Origin of the sequence: Mangrovicoccus sp. HB161399, assembly GCF_013184745.1 — a bacterium.
Taxonomy (GTDB): Bacteria; Pseudomonadota; Alphaproteobacteria; order Rhodobacterales; family Rhodobacteraceae; genus Mangrovicoccus.
The window spans coordinates 18,398-33,002 of the sequence record NZ_JAATVU010000065.1 but is presented as its reverse complement, the minus strand read 5'-3'; the positions used below and the strand labels follow the sequence as shown (position 1 = coordinate 33,002).

The following is a 14,605-nucleotide window of genomic DNA, read 5'->3' as shown; positions in this document are numbered from 1 at the left end:
TGCCGCTCATTCCTCAACCGCTTCACGGCGCTCGGCATCCCGATGACCGTGGCCGCAGAATAGGTATGTCCGGGGAAAGGGGGACTGCGGTCGTCAGCTGATTTGTCCAGCAACGCCCATTCGCACGCAAAATGCGCATAGCGGCCTCCGCGCGCCGGAACCGCCGACGCGGCGAATTCTCCCTGGTCTCAGCGGGTCCGAAGGCCCCGGACGCCGTTGCCCAGCCGAAAACGTGCCGCCACTGGCAGGCATGGCGGCACAAGTCCGGCCTTGGGAACCGAGGGTGCCAACGCGGGAGGACGGCCTTCCGTGCCCGCAACCCGGAATTCGAGATTGATCATCCCTCGACCCGTTTCCCGGCTGGCTGCACCGTCAGGACCTGTGCGTTCGGGCCGCTATTTCGTTGTCAGATGAAATGATCCAGTCCAAGCCAAGGTATCGCCTCCCGCGCCCCAGCCCTCGACGGCCGCAGGCTTGAACTGGCCGGAACCAGCAGCACCTTCATATTCGCCGGTGCCTCCCACGACCGTATAGGTGCCGGTATAGGTCTCATCGACAGAGAAGGTCGCGGTAATGCCGTCCCCGTTCTCGAAGGTGTAATTCGATATCCCGGCTATCGGAGCGCCGCCTCCGGACACATAGACGAATTTCTTGATGGCCCGGCGGCCATCGGCAAACTCCGCGACGCCGAAGGCCTTCGCGGCAGTGATCTTTTCGGCGTCACCGGCGCCAATTTGCTGGCTCATCCTGTCAGACGTATGGGTAACGAAGCTGAATTCCAGACTGATGTCCGCGCCGAGAGCCGGCAGTGCAACCAATACGAAAGGAACAGTCGCGAAGATGCGTAACATGATAGTCCTCCCTAGCAGAATTTACGTTGGGTAAATCCTGGCAGGAAAGATCGCTGAAATCCTGTGCAGTTTGCAATCACTTTATCTGGGCGTACCACCGCCTCCTGGCCTGCCCTGCACAAGGAGGACCGCTCGGACCCGGGCGGGCGGGCCGGAACGAGGACAGGAATACGGGGCGCAAGACGCACAGGCCCGAGGAGACCGTGGCAGGTGGATGTCCCGGTTTTTGCGAGCCCGCCGGAGGCAGAGGCGGGGCGGGCCATCCTCGTGCGACCGGTGCCGCAAGACGTTCGGCGGATTGGAGGCCGGCCAAGGGAGGCGCCTGCCGGACCCCGGGAAAGATCGCGCCTCCCGAACGGCTTTGACCGCAGAGACGAGGGCGGCGGAGCGGCTGGGCTGGGCCGCGCCGGAGCCGGCGATGGAGAGGAAGTCCGCCGCCCGGCCAGAACCGGAACGGCGCGGATGCGGTCAGACGTCCAGCTCTTCGACGAAGCGCGCATTCTCCTGGATGTACTGGAAGCGGAGCTCGGGCTTCTTGCCCATCAGCTGCTCGACCAGCAGCCCGGTTTCGCCCGGCTCGTCCTCGTCGATCGACACCCGGATCAGCTTGCGGCTGCCCGGATCCATCGTCGTCTCCTTCAGGTCCTTGGCATCCATCTCGCCCAGGCCCTTGAAGCGCGAAACGTCGATCTTGCCCTTGCCGCCAAGGCCCTTCGCCAGCCATTCGTCGCGTTCCGCCTCGTCGAGGCAGTAGACCCGCTTCGCGCCCTGCGTCAGGCGGAACAGCGGCGGGCAGGCAAGGTAGAGATGGCCGTGGTCGATCAGCGGCCGCATCTGCGAGAAGAAGAACGTCATCAGCAGCGAGGCGATATGCGCGCCGTCGACATCCGCGTCGGTCATGATGATGACCTTGTCGTAGCGCAGGTCGTCGATGCTGAAGCGCGATCCCATGCCGACGCCGAGCGCCTGGCAGAGATCCGAGATCTCCTGGTTCCCGGACATCTTCGAGCTGGCCGCGCCCAGCACGTTGAGGATCTTGCCCCTGAGCGGCAGCAGCGCCTGGGTCCTGCGGTCGCGGCCCATCTTGGCGGAGCCGCCCGCCGAGTCGCCCTCGACGATGAACAGCTCGGTGCCATCGCGCTGGGATTGCGAACAGTCGACCAGCTTGCCCGGCAGGCGCAGCTTCTTGGTGGCGGACTTGCGCGCGGTCTCCTTTTCCTGGCGGCGGCGCAGGCGTTCCTCCGCGCGCAGGATCAGGAAGTCGAGGATCGCGCCCGCGGACTTGGTGTCGCCAGCCAGCCAGCTGTCGAAGCGGTCGCGCACGGCGCCCTCGACCAGCCGCGCGGCCTCGGTCGTGGCCAGCCGGTCCTTGGTCTGGCCGACGAATTCGGGCTCGCGGATGAAGCACGACACCAGCGCGCAGCCGCCGGTCATCAGGTCGTCGCGGGTGATCGAGGCGGCCTTCTTGTTGCCGGCAAGCTCGCCGTAGCTCTTCAGCCCCTTCAGCACCGCTGCCCAGAAGCCCTGCTCGTGCGTGCCGCCCTCGGGGGTCGGCACGGTGTTGCAGTAGGACTGGATGAAGCCGTCGCGCGAGGGCGTCCAGTTGATCGCCCATTCGACCGAGCCGGGCACGCCGAACTTCTCCTGGAACTCGACCTTGCCCGCGAAGGGCCGGTCGGCATAGGTCGAGGCCTCGCCCAGCGTCTCGGCCAGGAAGTCGGCAAGCCCGTTGGGGAAGTGGAACACCGCTTCCTTAGGGGTCTCGCCGTCGTCGATCGCGCTCTTCCAGCGGATCTCGACGCCGGAGAACAGGTAGGCCTTCGACCGCACCATCTTGAACAGGCGCGCGGGCTTGAACTTCTTGTCGCCGAAGATCTCGGCATCGGCATGGAAGGTGGTCGAGGTGCCGCGGCGGTTCGGCGCCTGGCCGACCTTCGCCACCGGCCCCTGCGGGATCCCGCGGGAGAATTCCTGGGCATAGAGCTCGCGGTTGCGCGCGACTTCCACGCGCATGTAGTCCGACAGCGCGTTCACCACCGACGCCCCGACGCCGTGCAGGCCGCCCGAGGTCTGGTAGGCCTTGCCCGAGAACTTGCCGCCGGCGTGCAGCGTGCAGAGGATGACCTCCAGCGCCGACTTGCCGGGGAATTTCGGATGCGGGTCGATCGGAATGCCGCGGCCGTTGTCGCGGATCGTCACCGAATGGTCGGCCGCCAGCTCGACCTCGATGCGGTTCGCGTGGCCCGCCACCGCCTCGTCCATCGAGTTGTCCAGCACCTCGGCGACCAGGTGGTGCAGTGCCCGCTCGTCCGTGCCGCCGATATACATGCCGGGGCGCTTGCGCACGGGCTCCAGCCCTTCGAGCACCTCGATCGAGGAGGCGTCATAGGTATCGGTCTGGGTCGCGGAGAGGAGATCGTCAGCCATCGGTTGCCCCTAGGTCTTGTAGTTCGCAGGCCACGATAGGCTAATTGGGGGGGAGGGAAAAGGGGCGGCATTCCGCGGATGCAACCGATGCCGGCCAGATGCCCGTTTCCCGGGCGTTTCCGGCGCGGAAATCCCGTCAGGCGGCAGGACTGCGCAGCCGGATCGCCGCGGCCAGCCCCAGCATGCCGCAGAGCGCGCCGGTCACGCCGGTCCAGCCGCCCTGGTCCCAGGCCAGCCCGGCGGTCACCCCGGCAAGGCTCGCACCGACATAGAAGGCGATCTGGTAGAGCGCCGTGGCCTGGCCGCGCGCCTCGGTCGCCTGCCGCCCGACATCGGCCGCCGCCAGGGAATGCGCCCCGAAGAAGCCCAGCGTGAAGAGCAGGATGCCGAGGCACAGCAGCGGCAGCCAGGCCGATAGCGTCATCAGCACCCCGGCCATGGCCAGCCCGATGCAGACAAGCGCCGCGCGCCTGCGCCCGAAGAGTTCGGCGGCCCTGGCGCTGGCCACTGCGGCATAGGTCGAGGGCAGGAAGGCGATGGAGACAAGTCCCACCGCATGCTGGCCCAGTCCGATCTCCGGCGACAGCAGCTGGAAGCCGATGACGTTGAAGAAGGCGACGAAGCAGGCCATCAGCAGGAAGCCCTGCAGCACCGCCTCGCGCAGCCCGGGCGTGCGCAGGTGCATCAGGTAGGCCGCCATCGCCGGGCCCAGCCGCGCCCGGCGCGGGCGGAAATTGCGCGAGGCCGGCAGCCAGAGCCAGAGCATCGCCGCCGAGACCAGCGCGACGCCCGCCAGCGCCGCGACCGGCAGGCGCCATCCGGTGGTCTCGACCATCGTGCCGACGAGCAGCCGCGCCAGCATGCCGCCGATCGAGTTCCCGGCCAGCACGTAGCCCACCGCGCGCCCCAGGCTTTCGCGGTCCATCTCCTCTGCCAGCCAGGCCAGGTTGATCGCGGTGATGCCGCCGAGGATCAGTCCCAGCGCGGTGCGGAAGACCAGGAACATGGTCCAGTCGGTCGCCGCCGCCATCGCCAGCAGCAGCACCGCCGTCATCAGAGTGGAAAACAGGATCACCGGCTTGCGGCCCACCGCGTCCGAGACCGGGCCGGTCACCACGAGGCCGAGCGCCAGCGCGATGGTCGGCAGGCTCAGGCTCATCCCCGCCTGGGTGACCCCGATGCCGAATTCCTCCGCGAAGACCGGCATCAGCGGCTGCACGAAATAGAGCGCCGAGAAGGCCGTCGCGCCGCACATCACCAGCGCCGCGCAGATCCGGCCGAAGCCCGGGCGGCGGTGATCGATGGGCCAGGACGGGGCGGCGAGGGTGGCGGGCATGGCGGTCTCCTTTTCGCCGCCTCTCCTACTGGACGCAGGACCATGCCGAAATTACAATCGTGGCATCCAATCCATGCCGGAATTTTATAGATGGACCTCAAGCGCCTGCAGACCTTCCTCCGCGTGGCCGAAACCGGCTCGCTCAGCGCCGCCTCGGACCGGCTGCGGATCGCCCAGCCCGCGCTGTCGCGGCAGATCAGGATGCTGGAGGACGAGGTGGGCCAGACCCTCTTCGCCCGCTCGCGCGAGGGCATGGCGCTGACCCCGGCGGGCGAGCTGCTGCAGGCGCGGGTCTCGGGGCTGCTGCGCCAGCTCGAACAGGGCGTGGAAGACGTGCGCAGCATGGAGGACGCGCCGCAGGGCAAGGTCGCTGTCGGGCTGGTGCCCTCGGCCGCCGCCGTCATGGGCGCGGATTTCGCGATGGCCGTCGGCCGCGCGCATCCCGGCATCCGGCTGAACCTGCAGCAGGGCTATACCAGCCATCTGCTCGACTGGGTGCATCGCGGCGAGATCGACATGGCGCTGGTCTACCGCGGCGCAGAGCAGCTCCCGGCGGAACAGCTGGTGCGCGAGGAACTGCTGCTGGTCGGGCCGCAGGGCCATCCCGCGCTGGACGGTCCGGCGGAGATGGCACGGCTCGAAGGCCTGCCGATGGTGCTGCCGAGCGCCGAGAACGGGTTGCGGCTGATCGTCGACATGGCGGCCGAACGCGCCGGGATCCGCTTCGACGTGCTGGCCGAGGCCTCTGCCTTCCAGCTGCTTCTCGAACTGGTGGCCGAGGGCATGGGCCTGTCGATCCTGCCGCGCACCGCCATCCAGGGAATGGCCGGGCGCTTCGCCGCGACCGGCTTCGCCCCGCCCTTGCACCGCGACATCCAGCTGGTGCTGTCGCGCAGCGCGCGGCAGGGGCGCGCCGTGCAGGCGGTCGTGCCGCTCCTGCGCGACGCGACGCTCAAGGCGCTCGGCTGAGCGGATCGCGCGCCAGCGCAGACATCTCCGCCCGGTCGAGCCGCGCCAGCACTGCGGCAATGCCGTGCTTCCGGTGCCGCGCCCAGATGCGGCGGCAGGAAGCCGGCGACCAGGGCCGCGCCGCGCCCGCCAGCCACTTCCGGACCGGGGCGGGCAAGGCGTCGTAGTCCCGCATCGGGTCACCCTGCCGCCTGCGCCGCCTGAGCCCGGTCTCGCCCAGGTTTCCCGCCCGGCTCACGGCCCGTCCCCCCGCGGCGCAGGGTCGATCGCCAGCGCCAGACGCGGCCGCTCCGGCGTCGCCTGCGGAGAGCGGTGCAGGATCGCGGCCAGCTCGTCCCCGGGCCAGAGCGCGCCGCGGAACAGCCCGACCTCGCCGGTCTCCAGCCGGTGCGTCCGGCGCGGAACCCCGTCCGGTCCGATCGGTCCCCATTCCGTGCCCGGTCCGCGCAAGGTGCAGACCATCCTCACCGGCACCGCGTCGACATGCCATTTCGGGCAGGTCTGCCGCGTGGCAACCTCCAGCCGCACCCGCAGCGCGGCGCAGCCGAAGACATCGGCGGCCAGCTGCCCGAGCAGGCAGATCTCGGCCGCCAGCAGCTCCTGCCCCGCCCCGCCCGGCGTGCCCGCCCTGCGGCAGGCCTCTGCCACCGCCAGCCGCAGGGTGCCGGCCGGCAGGGTGCGGCGGAACTGCGGCATCCGGCCGGCGGGCAGCCCGTCCAGCCAGCCGCGCAGGTCGGCGGGCATCCGGCGCTGCCAGATCGCCAGCGCGGTACCGTCACGGCCGATCCGGCGCAGCACCGACGGGTGCGGCCCGCTCTCGATGCCTTCGGCCAGCCGGGGCAGATCGAGGCTCATGCTGCCTCCCCGGCGCGGCGCCAGGCGGGAAACGGGTCGGACAGATGGCGCACGCCCGCCGGATCCTCCGGCAGGAGCGCCGCGTCGAGCCGTGCCTCCAGCGCCGGCCAGTCGATGCCTGCGCCGATGAAGACCAGCTCCTGCCGCCGGTCGCCCCAGGGCTCCTCCCAGTGCTGCGCGATATAGTCCCGGGCGCTGTCATGTTCCGGCCAGCGCCCGCGCGGGACCGCCGCCCACCAGGTGCCGAGCGGCCGGACGGAGCTGAGCGCTCCGGCCAGCGAATACTCCGCCACCCAGTCGGGACGCGTGGCGATCCAGAAATGCCCCTTGGCGCGGATCACCCCGGGCAGCGCGCCGTTCAGAAGGCCGTGGATCGCCTGCGGCGCGAAGGGGCGCCGCGCGCGGTAGACATGCGAGGTGACGCCGTATTCCTCGCTTTCCGGCACGTGAGCGGCGAAACCGTAGAGCTCCTTGGCCCACATCGGGTGCTGGTGCGCGCGCTCGAAATCGAAGAGCCCGGTGCCGAGGACCGCCCCGACAGGCACGTCCGAATGGGTGGTCTCGATGATCCTGGCATCGGCGTTCAGCGCGCGGATGATCTTGCGGGCGGCGTCGCGCTGCCCCGGCGTGGCATCGGCAATCTTGTTCAGCACGACCACGTCGGCGAATTCGATCTGGTCGGTCAGCAGGTCCGCCAGCGTGCGCGCGTCCCCTGCCCCGGCAGTCTCGCCCCGGTCGGCAAGGAAATCGTGGCTGGAGAAGTCGCCGGGCAGGTTCACCGCATCGACCACGGTCACCATCGTGTCGAGCTGTGCAACGTCCGACAGGCTGTCCCCCGCCTCGTCGCGGAACTCGAAGGTGGCGGCGACGGGGAGCGGCTCGGAAATGCCGGTCGACTCGATCAGCAGCGCATCGAACCGGCCCTCCTGGGCCAGGCGGCGCACTTCGGCCAGCAGGTCGTCGCGCAGCGTGCAGCAGATGCAGCCGTTCGACATCTCGACCAGCGTCTCCTCGGTGCGGCTCAGCGTGCTTTCGGCGCGCACCAGGTCGGCATCGATATTCACCTCCGACATGTCGTTGACGATGACCGCGACGCGGCGGCCCTCGCGGTTGGCGAGCACGCGGTTCAGCAGCGTCGTCTTGCCGGCGCCGAGAAAGCCGGACAGGACGGTGACGGTGACGGTGACGGTGACGGGGAGCCTTCGCTCTGGGATCATGGCCGCAAGCCTCCGGTCCCGGCCGCGGGGAAGCCGCCGGGTCAGTTAGGGGTGTTTCGACAGGCGGGCGCGCGGGATTGCGGCCCGCTTATTTCGTTATAGTATAACATTACACTCGGCAAGCCGGGATTGCACCCTCCGCAGCTTTGTCGGGTTTCCCTCGATGATGTCGGTTTCGCGACACTCCGCACCGGGGTCTCGCCCGCCAATGCTGCGCTGCAGGGTTGGCACGGGGGGTGCTCTTGACCGTTATGTAGTCCGACTTCATAACGGATGGCATTGCATCGGAGGCAGCATGACCGACTCTCATCTTACCGCGGCGCTTTCGCTTGGACGCGACGGCGCCTCCCGCGTGGGACAGGACCGGATCCGGCTGCTCGAGGCCATCGCGCGGCAGGGCTCCATTTCGGCGGCCGCGCGCGAAGTCGGGCTGAGCTACAAGGCCGCCTGGGACGCGGTCGGGACGCTCAACAACCTGTTTCCCGAACCGCTGGTCGCCGCCGCGCCCGGCGGGCGCAAGGGCGGCGGCGCCACCGTCACCCCGGCCGGACACGCGCTGATCGCCAGCTTTGCCCGGCTCCAGGACGCACTCGACGCCGCCGCCCGGCGGCTGGACCGGGAACTTGCCGGCCTCGCCTATCCTCCCGCAACCCTTTTCAGGAACATCATGATGCAGACAAGCACGCGCAATGCCTACCGGTGCACGGTCACCAAGGTGATCGAGGGCGCCGTGAACTCGATCGTCGAAATGAAGCTGACCGACGAGCTGGCGCTGACCGCCGCAATCACCGAGCGCAGCGCCTCGGAAATGGGGATCGAGCCCGGCACCGAGGTCTTCGCGCTGGTCAAGGCGCCCTTCATCATCCTTGCCGCGGGCATTCCCTCCAGCCCGGTCTCGGCGCGCAATGTCCTCGGCGGCACCGTCGCCTCGCGCCGCGACGGCGCCGTCAACAGCGAGATCATCCTCGATATCGGCAGCGGCAAGAGCGTCACCTCGATCGTCACCATCGACAGCGCCGAACGTCTCGGCCTGCAGCCCGGCGATGCAGCCACGGCCATGTTCAAGGCCGGGCACGTCATCGTCGCGCTTCCCTGATCCGTTTCCAGACCTCCGAAAGGAACCTCCCATGACCTTCCATCGACTGGCGTCCCTCGGCGCCGGACCGCTGCTTGCGGCCCTCCTTCTCGGCACCGCTGCCTCCGCCGCCGAGACCACGGTGGCCGTCGCCGCCAACTTCACCGCCGCCGCGCAGGAAATCGGCACCGCATTCGAGGCGGAGACCGGCCACCAGGTGACCTTCAGCTTCGGCTCCACCGGACAGCTCTTCACCCAGATCAGCCAGGGCGCGCCCTTCGACGTGTTCCTTGCCGCCGACCAGGCCCGCCCGGAGAAGGCCGGGGCCGACGGGCTCGCCGATCCGGCGACGCGCTTCACCTATGCCACCGGCAAGCTGGTGCTGTGGAGCGCGACGCCCGGGCTGGTCGATGCCGGGCCCGAGGTGCTGGAAACCGGCGCGGTCACCCATGTCGCCATCGCCAACCCGTCGGCCGCCCCCTACGGCGCAGCGGCTGTCGAGGCGATTGCCGCGCTCGGGATGGAGGAGGCGCTCGCGCCGAAGCTGGTCGAGGGCCAGAGCATCAGCCAGACCTACCAGTTCGCGGTCACCGGCAATGCCGAGGCGGGCTTCGTCGCTCTGGCGCAGCTGGCCGGACAGGATGACGGCTCGGCCTGGATGGTGCCCGAGGACCTCTACGCGCCGATCCGCCAGGACGCGGTGCTGCTGTCGCGCGGCGAGGGCAACGAGGCGGCCGAGGCCTTCCTCGCCTTCCTGAAGGGCCCGGCGGCGCAGGAGATTATCGAAGAGTACGGCTACGGCTTCGGCGGCTGAGGCCGGGAAAGGAGAGCTGCCATGTTCGACGCGACCATGATGCAGGCGGTGATTCTGACGCTGAAGCTCGCCGGCGCCACCACCGTCCTGCTGCTGCTGGTCGGCACGCCGCTGGCCTGGTGGCTCTCCCGCGGGCGCGGCATCCTGCGCGACGTGGCGGCGACGCTGGTGTCGCTGCCGATCGTGCTGCCGCCCACCGTGCTCGGCTTCTACCTGCTGCTCGCCATGGGGCCGCAGAGTCCGCTGACTGCGCTGCTCGGCCGCTCGCTGGCCTTCAGCTTCGAGGGGCTTCTGCTCGGCTCGGTGATCTATTCGCTGCCCTTCGTGGTGAACCCGATCCGCAATGCCTTCGAAGCGATGGGGTCCCGGCCGATGGAGGTCGCCGCCACGCTGCGCGCCCATCCGCTCGACGCTTTCGTCACCGTCGCCCTGCCGCTGGCGAGCCCGGGGATCCTGACCGGCGCGATCCTGGGCTTCGCCCACACGGTCGGCGAATTCGGCGTGGTGCTGATGATCGGCGGCGCCATTCCCGGCAAGACCAAGGTCATCTCCATCACCATCTTCGACTATGTCGAGACGCTCGACTGGGCCAGGGCGCATATCCTCGCGGGCGGCATGCTCGCCTTCTCCTTCGCCGTGATCCTCGCCATGACGCTGATCGAGCGCCGCCTTTCGGGAGCCCGCCCATGATCGAGGCCCGTTTCTCCGGCCGTCTCGGCCAGTTCGCGCTCGACGCCGCCTTCCGCGTGCCGGGCAAGGGGATCACCGCGCTCTTCGGCCCGTCGGGCTGCGGCAAGACCAGCGTGCTGCGCTGCGTCGCGGGCCTGTCCCGGCTGCCGGGCGACCTGGTGGTGAACGGCGAAAGCTGGCAATCGGGACGCCGGTTCCGCCCGGTGCACCGCCGCCCGCTGGCCTATGTCTTCCAGGAGGCAAGCCTGTTTCCGCATCTCTCGGTCGCGGGCAACCTCGGCTACGGCCGCCGCCGCAGCCGTGCCGGAGCGGAGCGCATCGCCTTCGACGAGGTGGTGGGCCTTCTCGGCATCGCGCCGCTGCTCGACCGTCCGGTCCCGCGGCTGTCGGGCGGCGAGCGCCAGCGCGTCGCGATCGGCCGGGCGCTGCTGTCGCAGCCGGAACTGCTGCTGATGGACGAGCCGCTCTCGGCGCTCGACCGCATCTCCAAGGACGAGATCCTGCCCTATCTCGAACGGCTCCATGCCGGGCTCTCGATCCCGGTCCTCTATGTCAGCCACGACATGGCCGAGGTGGAGCGCCTCGCCGACACGCTGGTGCTGATGGAAGCCGGACAGGTCCGTGCAGCCGGGCCGCTGGGCGAGATGCTGTCGGATCCGGCGCTGCCGCTGCTCCACCGGCCGGAACCGGGGGCGGTGCTCGACGGCACGATCCGCTGCTACGGCCCGCATTACGGGCTGAGCGAGGTCGACATTCCGGGCGGGCGGATGCTGGTGCCGGGGGAACTCGGCCCGAATGGCGGTCGGGCACGTCTGAGGATCGCCGCGCGCGATGTCAGCCTCGGCCGCCTGCCGCCCGACGACACCTCCATCCTCAACGCGCTTCCCGCTCGCATCATCGGCGGCACGCCGGCCGGCGACAACCAGATGACCGTGCGGCTGGCGCTTGGAGAGGCCGGCGAGGGCACGGTGATCCTGTCGCGGATCTCGCGGCTGTCCTGGGACCGGCTGCAGCTGACGCCCGGCGAGACGGTCATCACCCGGATCAAGGCGGTCGCGCTGGTCGATCCGCTCACCCTGCCCCGCTGACGGAGACGCACCATGTTCCACATTCCCGACGAAACCCTGGCGGCGATGATCCGCGAGGACCTGCCCTTCGGCGATCTGACCACCCGCAGCCTCGGCCTGTCCGGATCCGCTCGGCTGGAGATGCGCGCCCGCGCCGACATGACGGCCTGCGCCACCGAGGAAGCGGCGCGGATCTTCCGGATGCTGGGCGCCGAGGCCGCCGTCCTGGTGCCGAGCGGCGGACAGGCCCCGGCAGGAACGCCGCTGCTGCGCGCGGCGGGCGGGGCGGAGGCGATCCTTGCGGGCTGGAAGGTGGCGCAGACGCTGGCCGAATGGGCCTCGGGCATTGCCACCGCCGCGCGCGCCATCGTCGATGCCGCGGAGGCGGTCCGGTCCGGCATCGCCGTCGCCTGCACGCGCAAGCCGGTGCCCGGCACCCGCGCGCTGTCGCTGAAGGCGGTCACCTCCGGCGGCGCCGCGATCCACCGCACGGGGCTGTCGGACACGGTGCTGCTTTTCCCCGAGCATTGCGCGCTCGGCGGCGAGGGCGCGCTGGCGGTGCAGGTGGCGCAGCTCAGGGCAAGCTGCCCGGAGAAGCGGATCGTGGTGGAAGTCGGCTCCCGCCGGGACGCGCTGATCGCCGCCCGCCACGGCGCCGACGTGATCCAGCTGGAGAAATTCCTGCCCGAGGACGTCGCCGCGGCAGCGCGGGCGCTGGCGCCGCAGTGGTCGGGCACGCTGGCCGCGGCGGGCGGGATCCATGCCGGCAATGCCGCGGCCTATGCCGAGAGCGGCGCGGACGTGCTGGTGACGTCCTCGCCCTATTCGGCGAAGCCCGCCGAAATCGCGGTCAGCATCGCCCGGCCCTGACGGGTCAGGCCCCGGCGAGCTCGCTGATGCCCATCGGCTGGCGGCCGGACCTGGCAAGGACGGAGGCGGAGCGCCCCTCGATCAGCGCCGGAACCAGCGGGCGGCCGTAGCCTGCGCCGCCGTCGAGGTTCAGGCGGTTCGGATAGAGCTCGGGATGCTGCAGCGCGGTGTGGCCATGCACCACCAGCCGCCCCCAGTCGAACGGGCTTTCCAGGAAGCCCGCGCGGATCCAGACAAGGTCGTCCTCGGCCTGATCCTCCAGCGCCACCCCCGGGCGCAGCCCGGCATGCACGAAAATCTGCCCGCCGGTCCCGTGGGTGCGCGGCAGCGCGGCGATCCAGTCGCGGTGATGCTGCGGCACGGCCTCCAGCGCATCGGCATGGATGTCCTCGAGCGAGCGGCCCTCGGACACGTCGACCCCGTAGGAGGCCAGCGTCGCGGAGCCGCCCAGCGGCGCGTCGGTCCACAGCAGCGGGCGCGAGACATTGGGATCCTCGTAGCGCGGGTCGCCGAGATAGCGCAGCAGGAAACGGTCGTGGTTGCCCATCAGGCAGGTCCAGGGATTGCCGGCCGCCTGGCCCTCCATCAGCAGATCGATCACCCCGCGCGAGTCCGGGCCGCGGTCGACGAAATCGCCGCAGAACACCACCGGCGCGCCGGGTTCGCCATGGCGCTCGATCAGCTCCAGCGCGGTCTCGAGCTGGGCAAGCTGGCCGTGAATGTCGCCGACGGCGTGGATGGGGGTCATGGGACGGGCTCCTCGACTGGTAACGCTCACATCAGGTAAGGTCTCATGTCCGGGGGGCAAGTCATAGCCGCCATGCCGTCGCGGGCGGCAGGTTCCCGGCCCGGCGCCTCGGCCGGACCGGGAGCGGTCAGGGGATCAGGCGAACTTGCGGATCTCGCCGGATTTCAGCCGCGACAGGTAGCTGTCCATCTCGGCCTTCACGATCGGCATCAGCACGTAGAGCGCGGAGATGTTGCAGACCGCCATGGCGAAGATCGCCGCGTCCGAGAAGTCGATGACCGGGCCGAGGCTGGCCGCGGCGCCGACGATCACGAAGAAGCAGAAGATCAGCTTGAAGACCAGCTCGGTGGTCTTTCCCTCCCCGAAGAGGAAGGTCCAGGCCTTCAGGCCGTAGTAGCTCCAGGAGATCATCGTCGAGAAGGCGAAGAGGATCACCGCGACCACCAGGATGTAGCGGAAGAACGGGATGCTCTGCGAGAAGGCCGCCGAGGTCAGCGCCACGCCGGAATTGCCGTCCACGGTCTGGATCGCGCCGGATTCGCCGACGATGTAGAGCCCGGTTGCCGGATCGACCATCAGCTGGCCGGTGATGATGATCACCAGCGCGGTCATCGTGCAGATGACGACCGTGTCGATGAACGGTTCCAGCAGCGCCACGAAGCCCTCGGTGATCGGCTCCTTGGTGCGCACGGCCGAGTGGGCGATGGCCGCCGAGCCGACGCCGGCCTCGTTGGAGAAGGCCGCCCGCTTGAAGCCCTGGATCAGCGCGCCGGCAAGCCCGCCCGCGACGCCGAGGCCGGTGAAGGCGCCCTCGAAGATCTGGCCGAAGGCCCAGCCGATCTTGTCCATGTTGATCAGCAGGATGATCAGCGCGGTGCCGACATAGAGCACGCCCATGAAGGGCACGACCTTCTCGGTCACCTGGGCGATCGACTTGATGCCGCCGACGATGACCGCGAAGACGATGGCCGCGAAGACCAGCCCGGTGATGAAGCCCGGGAAATCGCCGAAGACGTTGGTCAGCTGGGCATGGGCCTGGTTGGCCTGGAACATGTTGCCGCCGCCGAAGCTGCCCAGGATGGTGAAGACCGCGAAGACGATGGCGAGGATCTTGCCGCCCGGCTTGCCGCGGATCTTGAAGCCCTTGGTCATGTAGTACATCGGCCCGCCCGAGACCCGGCCGTCCTCGTACTCGTTGCGGTACTTCACCGCGAGCGTGCATTCGGTGAATTTCGACGCCATGCCCAGAAGCCCGGCGAGGATCATCCAGAAGGTCGCGCCGGGACCGCCGATGCCCACGGCCACCGCGACGCCCGCGATGTTGCCCAGGCCGACGGTGCCGGAAAGCGCGGTCGCCAGCGCCTGGAAGTGGCTGACTTCGCCCGCGTCGTTGGGATCGGAATAGTCGCCCTTCACCAGCGCGATCGAATGGCCGAGCACGCGGAACTGGACGAAGCTGAAATAGATAGAGAAAATGGATGCGCCGACCACCAGCCAGGCAACGATCCACGGAAAGGACGTGCCCGGAATGGGCGCGAAGATCAGGCTGACGAACCAGCCGGTCGACGCGGCGAAGGCGGTGTTGATCGTCTCGTCGAGGCTCTGCGACAGCGCGGGCGTGGCGAAGAGCGCCGCGGCGGCCGCGGGCAACGCGAGCTTCCTTGAAAGGTCTTTCATTGCATTCCC

Annotated in this window: 14 protein-coding genes; 6 read left to right on the top strand and 8 right to left on the bottom strand. The window is 69.4% G+C overall.

The features are described from left to right. Positions 1-395: 395 nt before the first annotated feature. The 3 genes from HCC78_RS25025 to HCC78_RS25015 all read right to left on the bottom strand — a co-directional run bounded on the left by HCC78_RS25025 (position 396) and on the right by HCC78_RS25015 (position 4,614). Positions 396-851 (bottom strand): hypothetical protein, encoded by a 456-nt coding sequence (locus HCC78_RS25025; protein WP_172331507.1) that lies wholly within the window; start codon positions 849-851, stop codon positions 396-398. Between the two features lie 468 nt (positions 852-1,319). After that, on the bottom strand, positions 1,320-3,278 hold the full coding sequence (gene parE, locus HCC78_RS25020; RefSeq protein WP_172331506.1) for a DNA topoisomerase IV subunit B: 1,959 nt from the start codon (positions 3,276-3,278) through the stop codon (positions 1,320-1,322). A gap of 136 nt (positions 3,279-3,414) precedes the next feature. After that, a complete protein-coding gene (locus tag HCC78_RS25015; RefSeq protein WP_172331505.1) occupies positions 3,415-4,614 on the bottom strand; it encodes an MFS transporter in 1,200 nt (399 codons plus the stop codon). 90 nt (positions 4,615-4,704) lie between these two features. On the opposite strand from HCC78_RS25015, the gene HCC78_RS25010 reads away from it, so the two are divergent. Beyond that, entirely contained in the window at positions 4,705-5,583 is an 879-nt protein-coding gene (locus tag HCC78_RS25010; protein WP_172331504.1) for a LysR family transcriptional regulator, read from the top strand. On the opposite strand, the gene HCC78_RS25005 is transcribed toward HCC78_RS25010, so the two are convergent. The 3 genes from HCC78_RS25005 to HCC78_RS24995 are packed head-to-tail and all read right to left on the bottom strand — an operon-like array spanning position 5,567 to position 7,652. Next, positions 5,567-5,821 (bottom strand): DUF6525 family protein, encoded by a 255-nt coding sequence (locus HCC78_RS25005; RefSeq protein WP_371743929.1) that lies wholly within the window; start codon positions 5,819-5,821, stop codon positions 5,567-5,569. The two genes, HCC78_RS25010 and HCC78_RS25005, sit on opposite strands and share 17 nt — an antisense overlap. After that, on the bottom strand, positions 5,818-6,438 hold the full coding sequence (locus tag HCC78_RS25000) for a DUF1826 domain-containing protein (protein ID WP_172331503.1): 621 nt from the start codon (positions 6,436-6,438) through the stop codon (positions 5,818-5,820). The genes HCC78_RS25005 and HCC78_RS25000 overlap by 4 nt, the downstream gene beginning before the upstream one ends. After that, the gene (locus tag HCC78_RS24995) at positions 6,435-7,652 is read right to left on the bottom strand and encodes a GTP-binding protein (RefSeq protein ID WP_371743930.1); all 1,218 of its coding nucleotides are present in this window, start codon (positions 7,650-7,652) and stop codon (positions 6,435-6,437) included. Before HCC78_RS24995 ends, HCC78_RS25000 begins: the two co-directional genes overlap by 4 nt. Positions 7,653-7,950: 298 nt before the next feature. Here HCC78_RS24995 and HCC78_RS24990 point away from each other — a divergent pair, with 298 nt between their 5' ends. From HCC78_RS24990 to modD, 5 genes are read left to right on the top strand one after another with little or no spacing between them, the layout of a single operon-like run. Beyond that, on the top strand, positions 7,951-8,751 hold the full coding sequence (locus HCC78_RS24990) for a TOBE domain-containing protein (RefSeq protein ID WP_172331501.1): 801 nt from the start codon (positions 7,951-7,953) through the stop codon (positions 8,749-8,751). Between the two features lie 31 nt (positions 8,752-8,782). Continuing rightward, complete coding sequence (gene modA / locus HCC78_RS24985; protein WP_172331500.1) at positions 8,783-9,544, top strand: molybdate ABC transporter substrate-binding protein; 762 nt, start codon at positions 8,783-8,785, stop codon at positions 9,542-9,544. A gap of 21 nt (positions 9,545-9,565) precedes the next feature. Beyond that, on the top strand, positions 9,566-10,234 hold the full coding sequence (gene modB, locus HCC78_RS24980) for a molybdate ABC transporter permease subunit (RefSeq protein WP_172331499.1): 669 nt from the start codon (positions 9,566-9,568) through the stop codon (positions 10,232-10,234). After that, entirely contained in the window at positions 10,231-11,322 is a 1,092-nt protein-coding gene (gene modC / locus HCC78_RS24975) for a molybdenum ABC transporter ATP-binding protein (RefSeq protein WP_172331498.1), read from the top strand. Before modB ends, modC begins: the two co-directional genes overlap by 4 nt. A gap of 12 nt (positions 11,323-11,334) precedes the next feature. Continuing rightward, positions 11,335-12,171 (top strand): ModD protein, encoded by an 837-nt coding sequence (modD, locus tag HCC78_RS24970; RefSeq protein WP_172331497.1) that lies wholly within the window; start codon positions 11,335-11,337, stop codon positions 12,169-12,171. A gap of 4 nt (positions 12,172-12,175) precedes the next feature. On the opposite strand, the gene HCC78_RS24965 is transcribed toward modD, so the two are convergent. Next, positions 12,176-12,919, bottom strand: coding sequence for a metallophosphoesterase family protein (locus HCC78_RS24965; RefSeq protein ID WP_172331496.1), 744 nt, complete (start codon positions 12,917-12,919; stop codon positions 12,176-12,178). A 135-nt stretch (positions 12,920-13,054) separates the two neighbouring features. Continuing rightward, positions 13,055-14,596 carry a sodium:alanine symporter family protein gene (locus tag HCC78_RS24960; protein ID WP_172331495.1) on the bottom strand — a complete coding sequence of 514 codons (1,542 nt, stop codon included), beginning with the start codon at positions 14,594-14,596 and terminating at the stop codon, positions 13,055-13,057. Positions 14,597-14,605: the final 9 nt, after the last annotated feature.